The sequence below is a fragment of the Ferviditalea candida genome (genome assembly GCF_035282765.1).
GTDB classification, from domain to species: domain Bacteria; phylum Bacillota; class Bacilli; order Paenibacillales; family KCTC-25726; genus Ferviditalea; species Ferviditalea candida.
The window spans coordinates 17,059-40,511 of record NZ_JAYJLD010000019.1; the positions used below are offsets into that span (position 1 = coordinate 17,059).

At 48.0% G+C, this 23,453-nt stretch carries 23 protein-coding genes; 5 read left to right on the forward strand and 18 right to left on the reverse strand.

The features are described from left to right. Positions 1 to 63 precede the first annotated feature (63 nt). On the reverse strand, positions 64 to 1,107 hold the full coding sequence (locus VF724_RS12995) for an ABC transporter substrate-binding protein (RefSeq protein ID WP_371754684.1): 1,044 nt from the start codon (positions 1,105 to 1,107) through the stop codon (positions 64 to 66). A gap of 488 nt (positions 1,108 to 1,595) precedes the next feature. Continuing rightward, positions 1,596 to 2,750 (reverse strand): formate-dependent phosphoribosylglycinamide formyltransferase, encoded by a 1,155-nt coding sequence (gene purT, locus VF724_RS13000; RefSeq protein ID WP_371754685.1) that lies wholly within the window; start codon positions 2,748 to 2,750, stop codon positions 1,596 to 1,598. A gap of 158 nt (positions 2,751 to 2,908) precedes the next feature. Here purT and VF724_RS13005 point away from each other — a divergent pair, with 158 nt between their 5' ends. From VF724_RS13005 to VF724_RS13015, 3 genes are read left to right on the forward strand one after another with little or no spacing between them, the layout of a single operon-like run. Then, the gene (locus tag VF724_RS13005) at positions 2,909 to 4,483 is read left to right on the forward strand and encodes a spore germination protein (protein ID WP_371754686.1); all 1,575 of its coding nucleotides are present in this window, start codon (positions 2,909 to 2,911) and stop codon (positions 4,481 to 4,483) included. A 2-nt stretch (positions 4,484 to 4,485) separates the two neighbouring features. After that, a complete protein-coding gene (locus tag VF724_RS13010; protein ID WP_371754687.1) occupies positions 4,486 to 5,622 on the forward strand; it encodes a Ger(x)C family spore germination protein in 1,137 nt (378 codons plus the stop codon). Positions 5,623 to 5,651: 29 nt separating this feature from the next. Further along, positions 5,652 to 6,749 (forward strand): GerAB/ArcD/ProY family transporter, encoded by a 1,098-nt coding sequence (locus VF724_RS13015; RefSeq protein WP_371754688.1) that lies wholly within the window; start codon positions 5,652 to 5,654, stop codon positions 6,747 to 6,749. Here VF724_RS13015 and VF724_RS13020 read toward each other — a convergent pair. From VF724_RS13020 to VF724_RS13030, 3 genes are all read right to left on the reverse strand, one after another. Further along, positions 6,742 to 8,421 (reverse strand): GMC family oxidoreductase, encoded by a 1,680-nt coding sequence (locus VF724_RS13020; RefSeq protein ID WP_371754689.1) that lies wholly within the window; start codon positions 8,419 to 8,421, stop codon positions 6,742 to 6,744. The genes VF724_RS13015 and VF724_RS13020 overlap by 8 nt on opposite strands. A 262-nt stretch (positions 8,422 to 8,683) precedes the next feature. Then, positions 8,684 to 9,031 carry a hypothetical protein gene (locus VF724_RS13025; protein WP_371754690.1) on the reverse strand — a complete coding sequence of 116 codons (348 nt, stop codon included), beginning with the start codon at positions 9,029 to 9,031 and terminating at the stop codon, positions 8,684 to 8,686. Beyond that, positions 9,028 to 9,480 (reverse strand): gluconate 2-dehydrogenase subunit 3 family protein, encoded by a 453-nt coding sequence (locus tag VF724_RS13030; RefSeq protein WP_371754691.1) that lies wholly within the window; start codon positions 9,478 to 9,480, stop codon positions 9,028 to 9,030. The genes VF724_RS13025 and VF724_RS13030 overlap by 4 nt, the downstream gene beginning before the upstream one ends. A gap of 143 nt (positions 9,481 to 9,623) precedes the next feature. Here VF724_RS13030 and VF724_RS13035 point away from each other — a divergent pair, with 143 nt between their 5' ends. Further along, complete coding sequence (locus tag VF724_RS13035; protein WP_371754692.1) at positions 9,624 to 9,947, forward strand: hypothetical protein; 324 nt, start codon at positions 9,624 to 9,626, stop codon at positions 9,945 to 9,947. An 80-nt stretch (positions 9,948 to 10,027) separates the two neighbouring features. Here the strand turns inward: VF724_RS13035 and nagB are convergent, their stop codons facing one another. The 7 genes from nagB to VF724_RS13070 form a co-directional block, all read right to left on the reverse strand. Beyond that, on the reverse strand, positions 10,028 to 10,861 hold the full coding sequence (gene nagB / locus VF724_RS13040) for a glucosamine-6-phosphate deaminase (protein ID WP_371754693.1): 834 nt from the start codon (positions 10,859 to 10,861) through the stop codon (positions 10,028 to 10,030). 24 nt (positions 10,862 to 10,885) lie between these two features. Beyond that, a complete protein-coding gene (gene nagA / locus VF724_RS13045) occupies positions 10,886 to 12,079 on the reverse strand; it encodes an N-acetylglucosamine-6-phosphate deacetylase (RefSeq protein WP_371754694.1) in 1,194 nt (397 codons plus the stop codon). After that, positions 12,076 to 12,654, reverse strand: coding sequence for a class I SAM-dependent methyltransferase (locus VF724_RS13050; RefSeq protein ID WP_371754695.1), 579 nt, complete (start codon positions 12,652 to 12,654; stop codon positions 12,076 to 12,078). The genes nagA and VF724_RS13050 overlap by 4 nt, the downstream gene beginning before the upstream one ends. 58 nt (positions 12,655 to 12,712) lie before the next feature. After that, positions 12,713 to 13,603 (reverse strand): AEC family transporter, encoded by an 891-nt coding sequence (locus VF724_RS13055; RefSeq protein WP_371754738.1) that lies wholly within the window; start codon positions 13,601 to 13,603, stop codon positions 12,713 to 12,715. Positions 13,604 to 13,782: 179 nt separating this feature from the next. Further along, positions 13,783 to 14,421, reverse strand: a complete 639-nt coding sequence (locus tag VF724_RS13060; RefSeq protein ID WP_371754696.1) for a cell wall hydrolase — start codon at positions 14,419 to 14,421, stop codon at positions 13,783 to 13,785. Positions 14,422 to 14,518: 97 nt separating this feature from the next. Further along, positions 14,519 to 14,815, reverse strand: coding sequence for a hypothetical protein (locus VF724_RS13065; RefSeq protein WP_371754697.1), 297 nt, complete (start codon positions 14,813 to 14,815; stop codon positions 14,519 to 14,521). A gap of 125 nt (positions 14,816 to 14,940) precedes the next feature. Beyond that, positions 14,941 to 15,642, reverse strand: coding sequence for a 2-phosphosulfolactate phosphatase (locus VF724_RS13070; protein WP_371754698.1), 702 nt, complete (start codon positions 15,640 to 15,642; stop codon positions 14,941 to 14,943). A gap of 328 nt (positions 15,643 to 15,970) precedes the next feature. Between VF724_RS13070 and VF724_RS13075 the strand changes: the two genes are divergently transcribed. After that, complete coding sequence (locus tag VF724_RS13075) at positions 15,971 to 16,765, forward strand: SDR family oxidoreductase (protein ID WP_371754699.1); 795 nt, start codon at positions 15,971 to 15,973, stop codon at positions 16,763 to 16,765. Here VF724_RS13075 and VF724_RS13080 read toward each other — a convergent pair. The 6 genes from VF724_RS13080 to VF724_RS13105 all read right to left on the reverse strand — a co-directional run bounded on the left by VF724_RS13080 (position 16,757) and on the right by VF724_RS13105 (position 23,444). Beyond that, positions 16,757 to 17,242: an NUDIX domain-containing protein gene (locus tag VF724_RS13080; RefSeq protein ID WP_371754700.1), complete on the reverse strand. Its 486-nt coding sequence runs from the start codon at positions 17,240 to 17,242 to the stop codon at positions 16,757 to 16,759. The two genes, VF724_RS13075 and VF724_RS13080, sit on opposite strands and share 9 nt — an antisense overlap. Continuing rightward, a complete protein-coding gene (locus VF724_RS13085; RefSeq protein WP_371754701.1) occupies positions 17,239 to 18,057 on the reverse strand; it encodes a glycosyltransferase family 2 protein in 819 nt (272 codons plus the stop codon). Before VF724_RS13085 ends, VF724_RS13080 begins: the two co-directional genes overlap by 4 nt. A 41-nt stretch (positions 18,058 to 18,098) precedes the next feature. Further along, positions 18,099 to 18,653: a UbiX family flavin prenyltransferase gene (locus VF724_RS13090; RefSeq protein WP_371754702.1), complete on the reverse strand. Its 555-nt coding sequence runs from the start codon at positions 18,651 to 18,653 to the stop codon at positions 18,099 to 18,101. Positions 18,654 to 18,769: 116 nt separating this feature from the next. Further along, positions 18,770 to 20,020 (reverse strand): iron uptake transporter deferrochelatase/peroxidase subunit, encoded by a 1,251-nt coding sequence (gene efeB, locus VF724_RS13095; protein WP_371754703.1) that lies wholly within the window; start codon positions 20,018 to 20,020, stop codon positions 18,770 to 18,772. A gap of 23 nt (positions 20,021 to 20,043) precedes the next feature. Then, positions 20,044 to 21,240 carry an iron uptake system protein EfeO gene (gene efeO, locus VF724_RS13100; protein WP_371754704.1) on the reverse strand — a complete coding sequence of 399 codons (1,197 nt, stop codon included), beginning with the start codon at positions 21,238 to 21,240 and terminating at the stop codon, positions 20,044 to 20,046. Between the two features lie 485 nt (positions 21,241 to 21,725). Then, complete coding sequence (locus VF724_RS13105; RefSeq protein ID WP_371754705.1) at positions 21,726 to 23,444, reverse strand: class I adenylate-forming enzyme family protein; 1,719 nt, start codon at positions 23,442 to 23,444, stop codon at positions 21,726 to 21,728. Positions 23,445 to 23,453: the final 9 nt, after the last annotated feature.

Sequence of the window (23,453 nt, forward strand, 5' to 3'; positions counted from 1 at the left end):
CTTCTGCTTCCGTGGAAATTCGAGCTGAACAGAAGCTGCGGCGTTCGCTTATATCCTTCTTGTTTACTTGCGTTCCGACTTGATTTCCTGCAAAAAATGCACATCCAGCGCTTGATCCAGCTTGGGTTCGCTGTCCATCATGCCGAGCTTCTTGAGGAACGCATAGGTTTCCATTCCGGTATAGGTCAACGAACTGTAATCGTCTTTTTTCTCGAAAGCCTGGATGCTTTCATCAAGGTTGAAGATTTTAATCCCGTCATACACGCCTTTATATTTGTCTACAGGCGTTTCCGCCGCTTTCGCCATAATTTCCATCGACTCGTCAGGATGCTGCTTCCAATAATCCAAAGCATCATACCAGGCCATAAGCAATTTCTTCACATCCTCCGGCCGTTTTTGAGCAAGCTCCTCTTTAACCGTAATGACATCGGTAATTAACCCTGGAACGTTTTTGGAGGAGAACAGCACTTTCGCTTTGTCCCCGGCAATCGCTTGGCTGACAAAAGGCTCATACAGCGATGCGCCGTCCAGATTGCCGGCAATCAGAGCAGGACCCGCGTCATTGATGCTCATGTTGGTGAATTTGACGTCCGACTCCTTCAAGCCTGCCTTTTTCATTCCGACCAGCATCAGCAAATGATCGACTGTTCCAAGCTCTGTTGCGACATTCTTGCCTTTCAAATCTTGAAAGGAATTGATCCCGTTTTTCACCACAAAAGCGTCGCCGCCGTTGGAAATGTCGTAAACCCCCACCACTTTCAGCTTCACGCCCTTGCTTAAAGGAACGACCAAATCATTGATGGTTGCCCCGGCTATATCAAGATTGCCGCCGGAAATCGCATTGAGCTCATCGCTTAGAACCGGAAACACTTTGATTTCGACGTTCAAGCCGTATTTTTTGAAAATGCCTTTTTCCTGAGCGATAAACCACGGATAATAGCCCGGCCAAGGATTAAACCCCAGCACGATTTTTTCTCCTTGAACTGGAGCCGACGAGCTCTCAGTCCCCCCAGTCTGCTTGCTGTCATTGCTGCCCGACGAACAACCGGCCAGCGCGATCGATGACGACAACAGAAGAATCAATACCCATCCAACGATTTTTTTCATAAGCCACTCTCCCCATTTTTTTACGATCGATGGAATTGCAAGCCCTTTTCTGCATTCTTACGCTGTTTTTGTACAGCCAGCTGGCTGAGAAATTCAAAAACAATACCGGCCCCCGAAACGGAATAAAATGATGATCGACCAGTCAATCTGCATCACCTCTCTTAAAATGAATATAATATGTTATATTATATTACATTTAACTGACACACTCTAGCATTTTAATCATTATAATTTTAACTATTTTTGTATTCACTAGACAATATGTAATATTTTCTTACATATATATTTAACTTAATGATTCGATATCGATAAAAAAAACCTCTATCGAGGCCAATTCAATGTTGAACGACCGCGTGTAGAGGTGGGTTTTTATGCCATTAAGAATTTGCCTTTCCCGAAGTTCGGAACTTATAAATTCTTAAGTGGTAAAAAAAAAGTCCCCGAAGGGACTTCGACACGATTTTATCGTTTATATTTACCCATTTTGCTTATTCACACTTCAAATAATCCAGCGCCTGCTTCGCCTGGATGCGGGCCTTGTCCGCCGAATCGGCTGAGGATAAAACCACCGCCATCCGCCTTCCGACCTTGGTTACAGGTTTGGCAAAGATTCGCAATTGCGTATTCGGAACGGCCAGCGCTTGCTCAGCGCCGGTGATTCGGTAGTTCTGCAACTCTTCACTTGCCTTTAACGGACGGCTCGCCCCCGGTGTCAGCAGCGTGATTTCCGGGATCGGCAAACCAAGGATAGCCCTGACGTGAAGGGCAAATTCGGAAAGATTCTGCGTTACCAAGGTAACCAATCCGGTATCGTGCGGACGCGGCGATACCTCGCTGAAATATACCTTATCTTTCGACAGGAACAGCTCAACGCCGAAAATACCGTAACCCCCGAGTTCATCGGTAATCGCTCGGGCAATTCTTTTCGCTTCCTGAATTTGCTCTTCGGTCATATCGTGCGGCTGCCATGATTCTATGTAATCGCCGTCCTGTTGAATATGCCCGATGGGAGCGCAGAACATCATTCCATTGATGGATCGGACCGTCAACAGCGTAATTTCCGAATCAAAATGGATAAATTCCTCGACAATGACGCGGCCGTTTCGCACTCTTCCGGCTTCCATGGCAACATTCCAGCTATGCGCAATGTCCGCTTCCGTCCGGCAAACGCTTTGGCCCTTCCCTGACGAGCTCATAATCGGTTTAATCACGCAAGGAAATCCCATCTCGCGTACAGCGGCCTGAAATTCCTCATATGTATCCGCGAATTTGTATTTTGCCGTAGGCAGCTGCAAGGTTTCCGCAGCCAGTCTGCGTATCCCTTCGCGGTCCATCGTCAGTTTGGCCGCCCTGGCGGTTGGAATGACTCGAAATCCTTGCTGCTCCAATTTAATTAACTCGGATGTGGCGATCGCTTCGATTTCCGGAACAATCAGATCCGGCTTCTCCGCTTCCACAATTTTGTGCAATTGCTGCGCATCCAGCATATCGATGACATGGCTGCGATGGGCAACCTGCATCGCAGGCGCATGCTCATAGCGATCGACCGCAACGGTCTCCGCGCCGAGCCGCTGCGCTTCGATGACGACCTCCTTGCCCAGCTCTCCCGAGCCGAGCAGCAGAATTTTCGTGGTTTGATACATAGATGACCCTCCAGAGGATGTGATGTTTTGAGATCATTATACACGAACATATAGACTTGTTTAAAGGAAATAGTACATACTTCATTTCTGTATTGGAATAATATAACTGAAATAAAATCTTATACTTCACCAATATACATTGCAAAGGTTGCTGGAGCATGTTCAACTGGATCAAACGCAAAATCAAATTCACCCAAATGAAAAACAAGCAGTTGGATATTCCCGATCATCCGGTTTCGTCTAAACTGCAGGACAACATCGATTATTTGAAGCAGTTGTTCGAGAACAGTTCGGATATTGTATTTCGTTCGTTTTCTGTGGGGAAACGGCAAGAAATCGACGCATTCCTGGTGGCCATAGACGGCATGTATGATAAAACCCCAATCCATGAAAATGTCATCAAGCCTTTAATGAATATTGATTTTCAATCCATAAATCAAATCCAGATGGTCACATATTTTGAAAAAAGTCTGATCAGCATCTTCAGTCTGAAGCAAGAGCATTCCATTGAAAACGGGATCGCCCATTTGATGAAAGGCGATGTCCTTCTTTTCATTGACGGGCTGAAGAAAGTATATGTTTTGGGTACTCGCGCATGGGAAATGCGCAGCATTGAGGAACCTATCACGGAGACCACAATCCGTGGACCTAGGGAAGGCTTTGTGGAAACCTTGAGAACCAACACTTCGATGCTGAGGCGCAAACTTGGTCACCCGAAGCTGCAAATCCAGCAAATGGTTTTGGGCAGAATGTCGCAGACGGAAATTGCCGTTGCCTATATCGAAGGCATTGCGCCGCCGGAAATTTTGCAGGAAGTCAAAAGAAGATTGATTTCCATTGAAATGGACAACGTGCTTGAATCGGGAATCCTTGAAGAGTTTATCGAAGATGCCCCTTTTTCCCCGTTTCCGACCGTAGCGAATACCGAACGGCCGGATGTTGCGGCGGCCCGGCTGCTCGAAGGGCGTGTGGCCATTCTAATAGATGGAAGTCCCATGGCACTGATCGTCCCCCATTTATTATTTGAATCGTTTCAATCCTCCGAGGATTATTATTCGCGACCGTACTATTCTTCTTTCTTGAGGATGCTGCGATTGTTCGGATTTTTGGTCACCACGCTGGCGCCGGCTACCTATACCGCTTTGCAGGATTACCATAAGGAAATGTTTCCGGCCGAATTGCTGGTCAGTGTGGCTTCATCCAGAGAAGGCGTTCCCCTTCCGCTTGTATTGGAGTTGTTGTTGATGCTCATTGTGTTCGAATGGCTGCGTGAGGCCGTCATACGGATGCCCCGACCGGTCGGACAAACAGTCTCCATCGTTGGCGCATTGGTTTTGGGGGAATCGGCGGTGAATGCGGGGATTGTCGGCGCACCCACCATCATTGTCGTGGCAGTCAGCGCCATCACCGGTTTTCTTGTTACCGCCCTAAGTGACGTCGCCGCTGTACTTCGATTTTTTTATCTGATCGTCGGATCGATATTCGGTGTATACGGGATTATGTTGGTTATCTGCGCTACTCTGCTGCATTTAGCCTCCCTGCGCTCTTTTGGGATTCCCTATATGGCTCCATTGATGCCGATCACATGGAGCGATTGGAAAGATTTCTTCATCAGGGCTCCGATGTGGGCCCTGAACCGAAGACCGGAGGCTTTGCGGGTTACCGATGAAATCCGCCAATCGGACGGTATGCAACCTCAACCTCCGGTTAAAAAGTCAAAAAGGAAGAACTAAAAATGAAGGCATGGAGTATAGTTTTGCTTGCATCTGTTGTCCTCCTTATCGTGCCGGGTTGCTGGGGAAGATCGGAACTGAAAGATGTGGCCATTGTTACCGGAGTGGGCATCGACCAAAAGGGCAATAAATATGAAGTTACCACGGAAACGCTCAAGCTCGGTCCCGAACAGCAAACCAAAATTGTTTCGGCCATTGTTCGCAGCGCCATGGGAACCACCATATTCGAAGCCATCAGGGATTTGATTATCACTCTGGGAAAAAGACAAGTATGGCAGCATGTCGATGCCTTTATCATTGGCGAGAAAACAGCCGAGTCTGGAATTACGCCCGTCACGGACTTTATGCTTAGGGATCACGAACCTCGCTTTCGCATGAACATCCTTATAGCCAAAGGAACCGCGAAAGACATTTTGAGCATGAAACCGGAAGCAGGCAAAGTGAATGGTACGTTAATCAAAAACGCTCTGGAAGAACAAAGCTCCTTATCCAAAGCGCCGCAAGTGCAGTTATACCAATTTGGCCAAATGTTCATCGAGCGTTATCAGGACCCCTATATCCCCATGGTTCGAAAAGGCAAACAGGGATTCGAAATCTATGGAACAGCCATCTTTAAGAGGGATAAAATGGTCGGGCAATTAACGCCTAATGAAACCAGAGGGTTGCTTCGGGTGCTTGGCAAACTCAATGGCGGTATACAAGTCCTGAAACTCAATACCAAAGGAAGCACAAAACCGGCTTACATCAGTATTGAAATCAAAAAGTCGAAAGCGGGCATGAAAGTGAAATTCGAACATCGAACGCCGAAAATTGAAGTGAATATTCAGGAAACAGGATTTATCGGCGACATTTCCCATCCTATAAACCATCAGCAAATAGATCAAAAGCTGTTAAACCGAATTGAAAAGCTTTATGCCGATTCCATAAAGAAGGAGGCCGAACAAGTCATCGCCAAAATCCAAAAAAAATACAAATCCAATGCACTGGGTTTCGCGGGTTTGATCAACCGCGCGGACAAGCGTTATTGGCAGCAGCATAAGGATGAGTGGGAAGACCTCTATCCAAGGATTAAAGTTGTGGTGAACGTCAAAACAAACATCCCCGAAAATGGATTGATCCGTGATAACGTCGGTTATTGATCCAAATGATACAAAGGTGTGATTCCTCCATGGAAGTGATTTCTTATCGACAAACCGTGTTTCTATGCTCCCTGATCCTGCCGGTCACCGGGCATATGCTGCTGCTGCCCACCATGTTTGCGCTCAGTGGACGCGACGCGTGGATTTCGATCCTTTTGACCGTCCCGATCGGAATTCTGTATGGTTTTATGCTGTACCGCTTGCACTCCCTCCACCCCAGTCTGACGATGGTGCAAATGCTGGAACGGGCGTTGGGACGATGGGTCGGCAAGCTGCTTGCGACATCTCTGCTCGCTTATTTCTTTTTCATGATGGTGATTACATTATACGGCCTGTATGATTTTATCGAGAACATTTTTCTTCCGGAAACCCCCGCTTGGGCCATTTCCGCAGCGTTTTATCTCGTGGTTCTTTATGCGCTGTTCGTCGGCATCGAGAGCATTGCCCGGATCAGCGAACCCCTTCTGCTCATCATTTTGTTTACGGGGGATACGATCATGATCGCAACCCAGCCGGAAAAAAATTATAAAGTTTTATTTCCCTTATTCGAACACGGATATCTTCCGGTCATGACCGGCATCCTGGTGACCACCGCCCTGTTCGGCGAAACGATCCTGCTGACGATGCTGAAAATGAAAAAAGATTACGCGAAATCCAAATCACTGCTGTTTAATTATACGATTTTGGTCTTCCTGATCACGTTCATGTTTGTCGGAACGATCATCAGCCCGTTGACGATTTTTGGATTGGAACAAGTCAAAAATCTCGAATATCCCGCCCAAAGCGTGGTGAGAATGGTTTCCTTCGGATTCATCGACCGGTTCGATATTTACGGAATCGGCGTGATGGTCGTCGGCTCGGTGATTCGGATGTCTACCTTTCAATATGTGCTCAATATGGGAATCCGTCAATGGCTGGGCATTCGCTGGAGGTGGATCATCCATGCAGTGATCGGTGTGGCTTTGTTTGCGGTTGCGCTTTACGGGATACAAAGCCATCAGCAGTTTACCCGGACTTACATGAATACCTGGTATCCGTTAACGGCCATTGTTTCTGTGGGACTGCCCTTCATTGCGTGGATGATATTGGAAATCCGCAACCGTTTGGGCTCCAACAAAACTAAATGAATGCACCGTGTTCAATCCCATGCCTGATATGGTCTGCCTGCCAATAAGCGAGGGCTCCGATGGTTTCCGTCACGTTGAAGCAGGGCATGGTCGGAAATAACGAGTTTCCTGCAATATATAAATTGTTTAACCCGTGAACCTTTCCATACCGATCTGTTACCGATTCGCTTGTGTTTTCGCCCATCCGGGTCCCTCCGCTGGGATGCGACAAATACCACGGCGGCGAAAGATTCCCCCCCCAAATTCTTTTGGCTTCGCCGGCGCGCAAAATTCCGACGACTTTCTCATGGAAAAAACGATGCATGTTTTTCAATTGCGGACTCCAATCAAAAGTGATCCGAGGCAAGGGAAGGCCCAATCCGTTTTTGTAACCGGGATCCAAGTCTATAAACGAACTCAACAGCGGGGGATCCGTCAAAAAGGTGTGGACTTGGTAATAGAAACTGTACGTTTGTTCAATAAACTGCTTGAAAGAAGGTCCCCAACCGGATACCCCTTCCGGCAATTCAACATATTGGGCGTATTCAATCGGCAATCCTGCCGACCCTGTCACACGGGCGCCGTAAATATATCCCCCCATGACGAACCCGAGTCCCGTATGATCAAAATGATTTTCCGTAAACTCCGTAACGGCTGTCAGCGATTCGGACGGACCGATATGTACATGCATTTTTTCCGCAAACTGTCCATTCACCCCGAATCTCGGGTGATGATGAAAATACTTTCCGACCTGTCCGTTTTGATTTCCGATCCCGCCCGGTGCATAGTGATTTTTCGAGACTAGCAGCAGCCAAACGTTATACAAAGTGTTTGCCGATAAAATTACAATGCTCCCGGTTATCGTTTTGGCTTGACCTGCCGCATCCAGGCATACCACTCCCTCCACGCGTTCCTGATCTTTCATGGTGACTTGAACCACATAATGATCCGTAAGCAGCGTAAAATTCGGCTTTTTCCGCGCTTCTTCAATTTCCGTGATCCTCGTATTCGACTTGGCATCGATGGTGCATTCGAAAGCCTGGCAATATCCGCAATACCCGGTCCGGCTTCTTCCTTGATAGTCTTGAGACAATATGGCCGTCGGCATCGGAAAAGGCTTATAGCCCAAAGATCTGCATGCTCTTGCAAAATGATTTGTTGCATACCCTTGTTCGATCGGAGGGAGGGGATAAGGTTTTTTGCGGGGCGGGCCGTAAAGGATTTGGTCGGCATCGCCCGACACCCCGAACCGGTATTCAAATTTTTCATAGTACGGTTCCAATTCTTCATAAGCGATCGGCCAATTGGCGATGGCGCCATTCGGGATTTGCCCCCAGACATCCAGATGCCGGAAGGTTTCCGGATAATACCTCCAGCTTGTGCCGCCCCAATGGTTCATGGTCCCTCCGGGTCCCCATCCGTCCATCATATGCGTGATTCGTGGAAATACTTTTTGCGTCCCGGAACGGGCATGCGGCCTCCATGTCATTCCCCCTGTTCGGGGTGTCGCCCACAGGAGATTTTGCCTGATCGGAAAGCGAAGTTCGTCCATGGTCAAATCTTTCGTTTCAAAGAAGGGTCCTCTCTCCAACAAACAAACCTGTAACCCGGCATCCGTCAATTCTCTTGCGAGAATCCCGCCTGCAGCTCCCGCCCCAACGATGACGACATCATAATCCGGTTTGTTGGCCAAACACTCCCCTCCCTTATATGAAATCTTTTTTTACATTTCACTTATGATATAATCGGCCTGCCAATAAGCCAGGGCCCCGATGGTTTCCGTTACGTTCAATTTTCTCCCATTCGTGTTCCTCCGCTCGGATGCGCCATGCTCCATGGAGGTTGAACTGTAAGTCCGCCTCAGATTTTCCTGGCTCCCGCTGCTTTCAGTATTTCAACGATTTTCCCATAGAAGTAACGGTGCATATCTTTCAGTTGCAAACTCCAATCGAAGGTCAATCTCGGAAGAGGGAGACCGTAAGCATGGGGATTGGCCGATAAAAGAAGCAGCCAAACATTATATTTTCCGTGGTTCGGGTACTGGACTTGGCATCGACCGATTGAGCGAAATGATTCGTGGCGTAGCCTTGTTCAATTGGCGGTAAAGGGTAAGGCTTTGATCTCGGAGGTCCGTGTACAATCTGATCCGCATCGCCGGATACGCCGAATCGATACTCAAATTTAGTATAATAGGGCTCCAATTCCTCATATGTGATCGGCCAATTCGCAATCGCGCCATCGTCAATTTGCCCCCATGCATCCAGCGTCTTGAACGATACCGGATCAAACCGCCAGCATATCATATTCCGGTTTTGTCCTCATGGGCAATCCCCTTCAGAGAATAATAAACTTTCGGGAGCTGCCGTTTTTTATTGATTTCTTCAGCAGTATAAAAACGGGGCCCTTCAAAGCCGATCAGACGCCAACCGTATGCCTGGTAGTTTCCGCCATAGATGGGGTCGGAAAAAACACCCTCCATTGTATGGTTCCGGATAAATTGAAAAAAAGGGGTGTGCTCCTGCGATTTTAACAGCTCAATTAACCGCTCTTGATCAAGGTCGAGCAAGGTTTTTCCAAACAGCAATCGTGCCTGATTCTCGAATGCCCTTAACCCTTCCCTGTACAAACCGATCATGAAAGGATTCGCTGCTGCATCCCGTTGAATAAATTCATATGCCCTGGCTTCATTGGACCCGGGAAAAATCTCCTCGGTAATAACCCGAATCATTTCGATTTCCGTATTGGAAAACAAACGGCCATTCTCCTTTGCGCAAATATTCTTATCTGATTTGTATGCGATCATGTTCCGTCCATATGATCAATCATATATTACATTTTTATTTAGCTTCCATCATAAATTGTAAAGTAATCATCTTGATGCATCGGGTGATATTGATGTACGGTAATCTATTTGAACTGGCGGCTTATCATGCGCGGACTCTGGATCCGCGGGCAAAAGATATGTTGATTGTGTCTATAGAGTCGCTTGAAGACGAATCTTGGAAACTTGTCAACAAAGCATTGCCTTTGCCCTTTCTGCTCGTTACCAAATACGGTTACATTCCGAATGCCACGAGAGAGGAAATCTTAAGAAGAAAGGATCCGAATCTGTTTTTGCTCGGCGGTGGGGAACAAATATCCGAGTGGGTGGAATACGTGCTGCGTACTTTAACAAAGGGGTCTGTTTTTCGAATCGTAAAATCCTCCCGGATGATATAAGCCGGAGGTGCGCAATCTGTCACTTTTTATCCGTTAACGTCCATTGTATCCATTGAATACCTTTCACTTCGGGGCAAAATTTATTTTAGGCCTTCGGGTAATCGTCTCCTACTTGGCGGGGTTAAGGGCTTCTCTAATATCTCTGGAACCAGCTGCTGCTGCTTTTTTCTCGATAAGCTCAGCAACGATGCGGCGCCCAGATCAATGACGATCTCCGTCATAGGATGTGTTTGCAAATATGAGGCCGGACAATGATTGGTTACTTTTTCTTCAAGCATTCGATACACCGCCTCTGCCTTATGCTCACCCGCAGCCAAGAGAAGGATCCTTTTAGAATGAGCCAAAATGCTGCCCAACCCCATCGTTATTGCATATCTGGGCACTTCCTCCGCATGATTAAAAAATCTGGCGTTAGCTTTGCGCGTGCTTTCTGTCAGTTTCGTCACGTGCGTCCTTCCGTAAGGATCCGCCCCCGGTTCATTAAATCCGATATGACCGTTCTCTCCGAGTCCCAGCAGCTGCAAATCGATCCCGTTTGAGCTGGAAATAAGAGTTTCATAACGCCTGCACTCGACATCAGGGTCGTCAGCAGTGCCATTGGGAATATGTGTCTGTTCAGGTTGAATGTTGATATGCCGAAATAAATGGGTATGCATATAGGCGTGATAGCTCTGCGGATGTTCGGCAGGCAGTCCTATATACTCATCCAGATTAAACGTCGTCACTCCGGAAAAATCAATCTTTCCGTCCACATACGCTGCAACCAGCAGCCGATATAAACCAAGCGGTGTGCTGCCTGTCGCCAATCCGAGCACCGCGTCCGGCTTGGTTTGGAGCAGGCGGATGACGGAGGCCGCTGCCTTCGCGCTCATTTCTTTCTCGCTGTTGACGATCGTTACTTGAATCTTCTTCACATCCTCTGCAGAAGGTTCACGTACTTACTGATCGTTCCCGGATGTATTATTCCCATTTTCATAGCATAATTCTCCGTTTACCATCGTCCAAAGAACATCTCCTTCGGACGTCAAACCGACCAGATCCGCGGACTTACCGGGCAGAATCCCGCCTTTTCGATCCAAACCGAGCAATCGGGCGGGATTATAGGAAGCCATACGCGATACCTCAGCCCAGCGCAAGCGATGGATGTTCGTCATCCGCTGGGCCGCACGCTGCAGAGTAAGCAAGCTTCCGGCCAACGTACCGTTGTCAATTCGTGCGACTCCTTGCTTAACTGTGACAGGCAAGCCGCCAATCTCATATAAACCGTCACCCATGCACGCTGCCCTCATGGCATCTGTAATTAAGATCAACCGCTCATGTCCGAACAACCGGAGCAGCAAATTTTCCGTATCGGGATGCAAATGAATTCCGTCCGCAATAAAATCCGCCGTCATATGCCCGTTTCTGCAAGCGGCGGCAATAATTCCCGGCTCCCGGTGATGTATCGGACGCATGGCGTTAAATACGTGCGTCAGATGGGTGACCCCCCATTCCGCAGCGTTGTTCAGCTGCCGGCTCGTTGCATCCGTATGACCGGCCGAAACCGTTATCCCGTTCTCTCGCGCATATCGAATCAACCGTTCAGCACCTTCCAATTCAGGAGCAAGGGTTATCATCCGGATGATCCCCTCGGCCCGTTCCACCCATGACTGAAATTGCTCCAAATCGGGCAGCATGAAAAGATCCTCGCGCTGTGCGCCGCGATGCTTCGGGCTTAGAAAAGGTCCTTCCAGATGAATGCCTAAACATTCCGCTCCTTTGAACCCGGATTGAATTGGCATATATTGTTTAACAGCATCAATGACTCGCAGTATGTCCGCTCCCGCCACGGTTACCGTGGTCGCCAGCCACCCTGTTGTTCCATATTTCACATGAGTTTCGGCAATGGTGCGCAGAGCTTCGATCGACCCGTCCATCACATCCGCTCCGCCACCCCCATGCACATGAATATCGATAAATCCGGGAACAATCAGAGTTCGGCGTTCTAGCTCCGTTAAATCATCAGATTGATGTATCGCTTGAATAATGCCCTCTTTACTTTCAATCAGAGCGTGACTGAAATCCCCGTCATTCAGCACGGAGCCTCTTATGATCAGCGGCTTCTTGTTCCGGTCCGGCTTGAATTCGGTCATGATGAGTTCTCCTTCTCCCGTTTCCGGCAAATATATACGAATGCGGGCGGAAGATTAAGCGGAGAAAACTGGATGTCCTCAAGCTCAAACAATTGGCTGAGCTGTTTTTTCATCTGCTGCGAGTATTGGAAAGCGACAAACAAGCCGCCGGGCTTTAGAGAAACCAGAATTTGGTTCATTAGCTGATCACGCAGCTGCTGCGGAAAGTTAAAAAAAGGAAGACCGCTCAAAACACAATCCAACTGCTCGATCCCTTCACTGTGCATGACAGACTGGAGCTTGCACGCATCGGCATGATAAGTGAAGCTTGTAAAACGGTCTGCAAGACGTTCACGCAAATGCGGATCCTTCTCGAATACAAGAACGCGGGCATCATGATTCTTCAGTCTTCCAATATGCTTGGTTATGGCTCCGGTACCCGCCCCTAGCTCGGCAACATATTTCACCTGGTTCCAAGGGATCGGGGCCACCATTTTTTTGGCCAGAAATACGGAGCTCGGAGTGAAACTGCCGATTTGCTTGGGAGCACGCGAAAACTTATACAGGAACAAAAGCCTTTCTTGAAATGCATTCATGGTGTAATCATTTTCTCCCTTCGTTATTACAATGTCCTAATCCAGCCAGACCATTCGCTTATCCCAGAATAACAAGAATAATCGTTATGGTAACAAAACTCAGTAAGGTGCTGACAAAAGTAATACTTGAAACCAATTCCGGTTCGGCTTCGAACTGGATGGCATAAATGACGGCCATTACGGCTGAGGGCATGGCTGAGGTCACGATCAGCACCTTCCTCAGCAGCGGCTCGACCGGAAGGACAGAAACGAGCGCCAAGGCGATCAGCGGCGATATCACCAAGCGGACGATTGTTCCGTAAATAATTTTGTTCCAGTCCAGAACGGTCAGCTTCATTTCGGCCAATTGGAATCCCAAAACCAGCATGACCAAGGGAATAGCGGCGCTGGATATCAAGTCGATGGCAGAAAAAATATTCTCAGGCATCTTCATGCCGGTAAAGTGAAAGCCTAAAGCCAGAATTGCCGCATAAATCGAAGGAAGCTTAAACACAGCGATAAAGGCCGATTTAATGCCTTTCGCTGATCGATTGGCATAATAGCCGCCGAAAAAATTCATGAATACAGAATGGATAACCAGCAGCGAAATCGACAGCGTGAAGGCCTCTTTTCCGTACGCAAACAACAAGATGGGAGCACCGTAATTTCCGGAATTCATGAATACAGTCGATAAGACAAGTCCGCTTTCAACCGACTGTGGATATTTGCGAAGCCTGACATAAATAAAATTCAACAGAACAAGAGCCCCTAACAAGGCAAGAGCAAACAAAACCATCATCAAATATTGCATGTTCAGATCGGCTGTGTAGAACGTCCGAAATACCAAGCTTGGGGTCAGTATGTAAATGACAACGGTGGAAATGGATCTGATGTTCATTCGTTTCCATCTTTGTACCGTATAACCGATAAGAAAAATTAGCAAAACAGGCAGCATCACTTGAAAGAACATTTGCACCAATATTTACTCCTCCGCTATTATGAATGATTTTTTATATGTATTTTTAAACTATTCAACGATTTGCTCGAATTATCCTGCATGTGTTTAACATAATATCATTATGTAAACTACACTGCAGCCACGCAAAAAAACGCCCCGTGATAGGGGCGGGTGGGAAAAATGAGGCCATTTTATTTAGCAAAAATATGATTTCCAATTTTAACGGTTTGAGGCCGTGACCAAATCCATGAGTTTGTAGACGTGTTTGGATTAAAATAATAATACGAGCCGTGGGTCGGATCCCATCCCCGAACGGCATCAAATGCCGCGAGATAAGCGGTTCGATTGGGTTTCAGCCAAAATTGTCCGTCTTGAACAGCCGTAAACGCCCCGGGTTGAAATACGATGTCACGAATATTGTTCGGAAATTTGGATGATTGAATCCGGTTCATGACGACGGCTCCGACGGCGACTTGTCCTTCATAAGGTTCCCCGCGTGCTTCGCTGTATATAATTCTTGCCATTGTATCCATTTCGTTAAGGTTTAAGCTGTATTTCTTTAAAGCGCTCCAGGTTTGGCTGCCGGTTTTCCCGTCGGCATGCAAACCATAATTCTGCTGAAATTTTCGCACCGCAGCGGCTGTACTCACTCCGTATTTGCCGTCCAAAGGCTGCTGGTAGTAGTTCAATACCTTCAAACGGTACTGCAAATCCCAAACGTCCCCGTTGGCGCTATTCAGACTTAATACTGCGGCCGCATGTGCGCTTCCGCCAAATCCGCCCAGTATCAATACGGCAAGAAGCAAGGCGAATCCGATACGCTGTTTCATGTCCTCGACTCCTTTCCCTATAAATTATAGGAGGAGTTATGGAAGAAGCTCAATCCCAAGTTTATGGAAGAAAAATGGGGAATTTTTCCGTGTCGCATCAAATCATAAACAGCATGCTGGGCAAGTTGAACAGGAAAGCCAATGATTTCAACTCAAGCCACATTCCGCCTCTGAACAGTACTTGCTCCAAACCAAATTCAGATACTTGGGCTTGGGCGGTTCCGGGCTCCAGGGAAAGTCTCTCCCGGCCGCGGAAGCCTGTCATCCTCAACTGTCCGTCTTTAACGTCGTCAATCGTTCCGCAGCAGAACGAACCGTCATGCATTACGGCATAAACGGGTTCTCCGGTCAAGGCCTTCAGCTGTTCCTCGTGTATCGGATATCGTACAAGCATGGCTCACTCACCTCTCCTGGCTATATTCGATGCGACCCCAAGCGGAAAAGTGTGAGATAAATCAACTGGTATAAACATACAAATCTATGACGCTTGTCTAAAACAGTCGGTGTGGTATCCACCTTCTATACAGGAATCTTTCGCAAGTGCAGCAAACCGTTTGACGCGGGTTCCGTCTCCACTTTCAACACGAAATTGAATCGATCCAAACTTAAACATAAATCAAAATCGCTTGCCGGAGCAGTGGACTCCCCTTTCAAATCAAGGAACCTGCCGGTTTTGCTCTCCTCGCGCAAAAAATGGACAATCTCTGAAAAATCATTGGTTTTTCCTTCCAACGCATTTTTAATATATTCCGCGCAAAGCGTATCCTCGTCAGCATGCTCATGGCCTTCCCAGCCCATGCAGACCAGGGATACCTTCTGCGGATTTTGCTTTCGGATATAATCGATGATCGCCTGGATGTTGACAAAGCTTCCGGTAATCCGTTCCTCCGCGTTGACCGCGTTGACGATCCCTTGCGTTCCCGCGCTTGTTGTATGCACAACGGTTTTCCCTTTAAAATCCAAATGTTGAACTTGGGTAGGCGAATTGCCGTAATCAAAGCCCTCTTGAATTCTGCCGCCACGCTCTCCCATCAAAATATACTCCGGGTGCTTACTCTTCAATCGATAGGCAGTCTGTAAATCCCCTACGGGGATGATGTCCTTCGCCCCGTTCTCGACAACATAGCACGCCACCGAAAAAGCGCGGAAGACATCGATGATGACCGTCAAGCCCTGGGCTTTCTTGGCACCTTCAATAAATTGATAAATGCTGATTTCCATAATGCATGGCTCCTTTTCGGCTGTTTCTCTCAGCACCTTCGGCTTGCGGTTTTTTTTGAATTGCCCGGAATGCCGGTGCTCTCAATCATAAATGCGACTTTTCCGTCAAAAATCTTTGATCCAAAGAATAGAAACAAGCAGCAATACGATTATGCTGAGCGTTATTCCTTTTTTCACAGTCTACACTCCCCATTATGTTATTTCATTCCAGTTGTTGCAACACTTTGACGATAAACTTCTGAAGCATCGAACTCTCGCATTTTTGATTTTATTGCCTAATAGCTATACAATCTTAGTAAAGATTTAGAACAAAGGGAGAGTTCCGCTTTTGAGAAGAGTCGCCTTGGTTACCGGAAGCGCCAAAGGCCTGGGAGTCCAAACCGTGCTTAACCTTGCCCGAACCGGCCACGATATCGTAATCACCTACCGCAGCAGTGAAGAGCTTGCCCATAAGCTGAAGCAGGATACTGAAGCATTTGGCGTCAAATGTGCCGCAATTTCCGCAGATGTCTCAAGCAAGGAAGATTGCGACCGCCTGATTTCACAATCGCTCTCGGAGATGGGACGGATCGATATTCTGATTAACAATGCCGGTCCTTATATTGCCGAACGCAAAAAGCTGACCGACTATACGGATCATGAATGGGAACTGATGCTGAACGGCAATTTGTCCTCCGTTTTTTATTTGGCTAGAAGAGTGCTGCCGCTGATGCGCGAGAATCATTGGGGACGGATTATTAATTTTGGTTTTACCCAGGCGAATGAAGCGCCGGGCTGGATTTACCGCTCCGCTTACGCTGCGGCGAAAGTCGGACTGGTCTCCTTAACCAAATCGATGGCCCAGGAAGAAGCGGATACCGGCATTACCGTAAATATGGTTTGTCCGGGGGATATTCGGGGAATCTATAAAGAAATGACGGTTCAAGAGGCGGAAGCGATGGCGCAGGAGACATGCTCTGATCCGACCATCCGGCCGTGCACGGGCGAGGATATTGCGAAGGTCATCCTGTTTCTATGCTCGGAGAATAGCGGTGGTTTGAACGGCAATATTATTGAGATTAACGGAGGACTCACACTCCAACAATTAATAGACAAACATGGGAATGAAACGGATTCAAATTGAAAACAGCTGTTTTCGCACAAGCGAAAATACGGGATCGGCTACGAGCGGCGAAAAACCGTTCCGCTCATCCGGATTGACGGAAATCGGCAGCAGTATATACCCTTCCGAGTCTTCGCCTGTGTGTACGGCGTCAATGTCGTGAACAAGCGAAACATAAATATTTTTATAGAAAAGCCGCTGCTCTCCTTCATTCACGCTGTATTGGCCGATCAACCACATGGACGCCGCGCGGGCTCCCGTTTCCTCCCTTAATTCGCGGCAAGCGGCCTCCAAGGGTGTTTCCCCGTTCTCCACCTTTCCCCCGGGCCATTCCATTCCTCTCATCCGATGCTTCGCAAAAATCAATTGATCCTTATAAATGGGCAGCACAACCACATGTTCTGCCGGTTCGATCTCACTCGGAAATAATTTTAATCGAATATGATGACCATAAGCGCCTTGAAAAGCATAGGCTTCTTCCGCTCCCGTCAGGTTCATGTCGGTTCTCTCCTCAGTTTTGAAATCACCGGGCTGCCGTCCCAAACGATCCGGCTTTCGGATTTTCTTTTGTTCACTTCCGGCTCGTCCAGCAGTAAAAAGAAATTTGTATTGGCTAAAACACCCAAGCCGTGCTTTTGACCAAAACGCTCCAAACATCTTCGCTTGGATGCGAAATTTTTGGACTGATTGCTGCTTTCATCCGAATATTCGTATAAGACACCGGCTACCGGCACTCTTTTGACACGATGCGTTTCTGCGACGCGCAGAAAAAAATCCCAATCCCAGTAATGAAGCACTTCCGTATCAAAAAGCCCGACGATTTCATGCAATTCCCTGCGATACAAGCTTCCGGAAGGAACATAGGTTGAAAATCTGCGCATTTCTTCAAGATCCAATTCGTATGCGAATAATGTGCGGGCGATGGGAATTCTGGATCCATTCTCCAGCCTGTAATTAATGATTTCCACATCGGAATAGGCGAATTCACAATCGTTCATTTCATTGACCATCCGCTCGATATGGGAGGGAACCAACAGATCATCGTCGTCCATCAGCATGATGAATTCCCCTCTTGCTTGCAGCACCCCTTGATTTCTTGCATACACGTGTTTATGATTCATCGGTAAATCAAGGATCGTGATGTTCAAGTGAGGATACAGCGTTTGGATGAGATCCACTTTTTCCCCGCCATCGTTCACAAGGATGACTTCAAAGTCCTGAAAGGTTTGTCTGCTCAGGGATTCCGCTAATTCCGCCAGCGTCCCCAATCGATTGTAAGTAGGCACAATAATAGAAACGCATGGAGCCCCCATATGGCACCTCCCCCGCTTCCTATATTAAACCATATGGATTATTATTCAAGCCAGCGTTTCGTTAAATTGTGGGGGATCGCGAATTGATCCAAAGCCTTGGCAACCGTATGATTGACAATATCGTCGATCGTTTCCGGTTTATTGTAAAATGCCGGCATTGGCGGAAGCACCATGGCTCCCATTCTGGACAACCGAAGCATATTTTCCAGATGAATTTCATTCAAGGGGGTTTCCCGAGGCAGAATGACCAGCTTTCGTCTTTCCTTTAATACAACGTCGGCCGCTCTGGACAGCAAATTATCCGCTAATCCGTAGCTGACGGATGCGAGAGTTTTCATGCTGCACGGCGCGATGATCATGCCGTCGGTAATAAACGAACCGCTGGAAATGCGGGCTGCTTGATTGGTTGGCGAATAGACAACAGAGGCTAATGATTTCACTTGCTCCACTGTATAAGATGTTTCGATGAGAATCGTCTTTTCGGCCCATGAACTTAACACCAAATGGGTTTCGACTTCCGCATTTTGTAAAGCCTCCAAAAGACGAATACCGTAAATCGCTCCGGTGGCTCCCGTAATTCCCACGATAATTTTCACGGCTGTTCCTTCCTCCACTGAACTCAGTTATAAACCTGTTGAGCCGAATCAATGATTTTATATTACAAAAAAATCCGACTTGATGAAACATCGGATTTTAAAAAGCAGTATTTAAATTAAATAAATAATGTCTCTCCTATAAATCCGCCTTTCGAGGCCCCCGGCGGTACGGCGAACACAGCGTTTGCGGTATGAAGCGTATACTCGTTCAACGCATCGTTCGAAGACAGCCTGTGCAGCATCGGGATAAGCTGTTTGGCAATGCTTCGCTGATAACTGATAAAGAAAAGACCCGCATCCAACTGACCCGTTTTGGGATCTATTCCGTCATTATATGAATAACCTCTGCGATGGATCTGAATCGAACCATCCCCGCGCGCCAAACGAACATGGGAATTCTTTGGGAGATAATCCGGATTGACCGGATCAAATTCGTTCTTCTTCCCGAACGGCGCGCCGCTGGCTTTGGTGCGGCCGAACGTCTTTTCCTGATCATCCAGGGATGAGCGATCCCACACTTCAATGAGCATGCGAATCCGGCGCGCAGCCAAGTAAGTTCCGCCCCTCATCCAAGCAGGCTGATCGGAACCGTTCACCCAAACGTGCTCATTCATCAGCTGCGGGTTCGCAGTATCAATGTTTTGCGTTCCGTCCTTAAAGCCAAACAGATTGCGCGGTGTGCCCGCGGGCCCCTTCGGGTTTTTCGGAATCCCGAGAAAGCCCTGCTGCATCCAGCGCATTGCCGCTACCCCGCGGGAGGAGCGAATCAAATGACGAATGGCATGAAACGCCACCTGCGGATCGTCGGCGCATACCTGGACACACAAATCTCCGCCTGAGCGATCGGCTTGCAGCGCATCCCCCGCCATTGGCGGTATTTCCACCAAGCCGGCAGGCTGCTTACCGGACAATCCGAAGCGATCTGTCCCGTTCTTTTTAAACAAGGTCGAGCCGAACCCGAAGGTAACGGTCAGACCCGCCGGGTTCAATCCCAGATTTTCCCCGTTATCCTCCGGGGGCAGCAAACGGCTCGCTGCGGGCTCCCCCACCGGCTCACCGAGGCTCATGCGCGCCGAATATTCCGACCAAATGCGCAGCAGATCGCGCAATTCCGCGCGTTTTTCAGTTTCCACATCAAAAGCGGCAAAGATCATGTGACGTTGCTGAGATGTCGCGATACCGGCTTGATTCGTGCCGTAAAACGGGTATACCCTGCCGGCATTCTCCGATTGCACCGGCATCTGTTCAACCGCCTGAGTCGCCTGCTCGGAAAACATTCTCAAGCCGCCGTATCCCAAGGCCATCCCGGCGCCTGCCGAAGCCGCCAATTTCAGCAAATCCCTTCTGGATATTGACGATGAATGCATCCAATTCACTCCCTGCGCAATTGTTAAAGTATTTTCGCCGCTTGAGACAGGGCTTCAGCCGTGCTCTCAATCGCTTGACCAATGCTCTTTGTATTTTCTTGAGTTAAATCCGTATAGACTTTAAAGCTGTCTCCTTGACGGAAGGAGTCAAGCAATTGCTGCAGTTGATTGAACCGTTCGTCGATTTTTTTCACCAATTCCGCGTCTTGTTGCTGAACGCTCGCTTTGATAATGTCATATGCGGCTTTGGAGCCTTCCACGTTGGCAGCCAAATCCAAAAGGTCTAGATGGGAATACCGTTCTTCTTCCCCGGTCACCTTGGAGGTTCCGGCCTCGTTTAACAGTTCGACTGCACCCGCTATGACCTGCGCCGGCTTCAATTCGACACTCTTGATTTGTTCATGAAGCGCTTTGACATCCTCAAGAAGCTGATTGGCATATTTCTCTTGATTCCGCAAAGATCCGTCCACCCACAGCGCTTTCTCAAGCACATGGAACCCCGTCCATTCAGCAGGTTCCACATCGTTTTCACGGGCGTCAATCTTTGGATCGAGATCGCCGAAGCTTTCCGCAATCGGTTCGATCCGCTCATAAAATATTCTTGAAGAACCATACAGCAGTTTGGCTTTCGCGATATCCCCGTCAAGCACGGCTTTTACGAATGCTGCGGTTTCCTCCACAAGCGAAGCGCTTTGCTCAAGCACATAGGTTTTATATTGATCCATCGCCGCTTGAAGCTGCTGATTATCAGCTTTTTGTGCGACTTTTTGGTTATTGATTGCATTGAGGAGATCCTGAATGGCCTGAATCAGACTGTCGTTGAGCTTGGTCAGTGCTGCCTGATCAAGCGGACTTATGGATAATCCGGCGCTCAACGGAACAAGATATTGTTCAATTGAGGTGTATTCCAGCGGATAATCCGGTCTTACTTTATCTTCAAAAGAACTCCATGTATCTTCCAATTGCGTACCCAATTCCTTGATTTTCTGTCCGTTGGCGCCGACAAGCTCCGTTTTTAGCTGATTTGCGATTTCCAGCAGCTTGCCGGCCCCATCCTTGGCATTCAGAGTGGATGCTCCCTTCCCGGATGAGGTTGTATCTGCGGTTTTCCTGCTTACATCTTCCGAATTGGAAGATGTCTGGTCCGCCTTCCCGCATCCGGCTAAGATAATTGCGATAACTAGGAACAGTACCGCCATCATTGAGATCAGCTTCTTCATTTCACATTTCCCCCTTATGTACAGTGCCAAATTGATTGAAAAATATCTTAGCCGTCTGATTCAATCCGAATTTATATGATATTGATAATCATTATCATTTAATTGGATAAATAGAGTTTAAACCGTAAGCGTTTTTTCGTCAAGAGTTTTGCAAAAATTCATCTTCTTTTTTTTGAAAACGGAAAAATTTAAAGAACCTCCTGACATACTTCCCATCGGGAGATGTGTCAGGAGGTTGATTGCAACTGAAAATTTCTTGATCCTTGCCGTCGGGTTGGTTCAGTCTTTTTGGATTGGCAACCCTTCACGCTTGCATCTGTCGTATCCGCCGGCCATATTGACAATATGACGATCACTACTTCATGACGCAATTGAACACTGATGAAAAAAACCTTGTAAACGCTTTTACTTTTACTTCAAAATTATTTGGCCAAATAAGTAAATAGGGGATTCTCCTTATTGCGGCGTTTACTTTCGAGCCCGCTTCAGACAATTTCATTGATTCTGCCGCGTTCCGATATTCGATTTTCGGCAATTTCACGAAGCCGAAATTTCTGGATCTTGCCATTTCCGGTCATTGGCCATTCCGAAGCTTGAACGAACCAAACATGCCGGGGTACCTTGAACCGGGCCAAATACTTTTGGCAGTGTTCGATCATTTCACGCCGGGTGCAGGTAAACCCAGGCCGAAGCTCAACAAATGCCGCACCTGTTTCCTGGGTGATGCTGTCCTTCACGCCGACAACATAGGCTTGCGCCACAGCCGGATGATTGGAAATCACATCCTCCACTTCTTTAGGCGCTACGTTCTCCCCCGAAATTTTGTAAAGATCTTTACTGCGTCCCAGCATTTCGATGTAGCCGTGCTCATCGATGCGGCCAAGATCTCCGCTGCGGAACCAACCGTCTTTATCGATAACGGCAAAAGTCTCTTCAGGCTTATTATAATATCCTCTGGTGACTAGGTTGCCTCGAACGGCCAATTCACCGATTGCCCCGGGCGGCAAGTCTTCTCCAGTATCCGGATCCACTGTTTTGTACTGCACATTCGCGCCGTCGAACTCCGGAATTCCACTCGAACCGCCGGGTTTAATTCTCCCGACGCGGGTGACTACGGTTTCAATCGGATCGCCGACCTCCGTGTGCACCGTTGCGGCTGTCGCTTCCGTGCCGCCATATCCTGTGCAGATTTCCTTCAACTGAAGCACTTCAATCGCCCTTTGCCAAACCGAAACCGGTGCGGGGGCGGCAGCGCACATCAGGGCATGAAGAGAGGATAGATCAAACGTTCCGACTTCAGGATGATTCACCAAGGCGACCAACATGGAAGGGACACACAGCACATCGTTCGCCTGATGGCGTTCCATGATCTGCAAAGCCGGCAAAGGAGAAAAACCCGAGATGACAATAAGCGCGCCGCCTACGAAAGAAACGGCAAGCAGTCCCTCTACCAGCGCAAACACGTGATATAACGGCAGGGCGGTAAATATTCTTCGCCCGTCTTCGAAGGCTCTGCTCAATGCGCTCGAGTAAGCGCACCGCAAGAACATGTCGTGAGTCATCATGACACCTTTCGGCAAGCCTGTAGATCCTGAGGTATAGATAATATCCGCCACCTCGCTCGGATATTTGGATTGTTGCATACAGTCGCTCAGTTGGTCATCGGATATGCGTTTAGCCATGTCCACAAAAGACGCCCATGATAAAAACCTGTCATCTAATGGACCATCAGAATTTTGAATGCAAACGACCCGTTTGACCTTTGACAAATCATCCAGCATCTGAGCGACGTTCTTTGCGTGGAGAACGCCGCTGGCAATTTGATGCATGAACAACCAATGGCTGTCGGACTGCTCCAATAAATATTTGACTTCCTGGTCGCGAAGCATCGTATTGATCGGAACGCAGACCGCTCCAATCAACCATACCCCAAGCATCAAAAATATCGCTTCAGGCTCGCTGGCCATAATGATCGCAACGTGCTCTCTCCGACGAACCCCAAGTTCGATCAAGGCTTTTGCGTATCGCTGTCCTTCACGCCAAATCTCCTCATACGTGATCGATGCTTTTTCCGTTATCAAGAGCGGCCGTGAAGCGTAACGCTTGGCCTGATCGGCAAAGTGAGCGGACAAAGTCTGATTCGGCCAAACGGGAAACTTATTCTGCAAAGCGTTTCGACGTTCTTCCACCTGCATAGCATTCATCCTGATTCC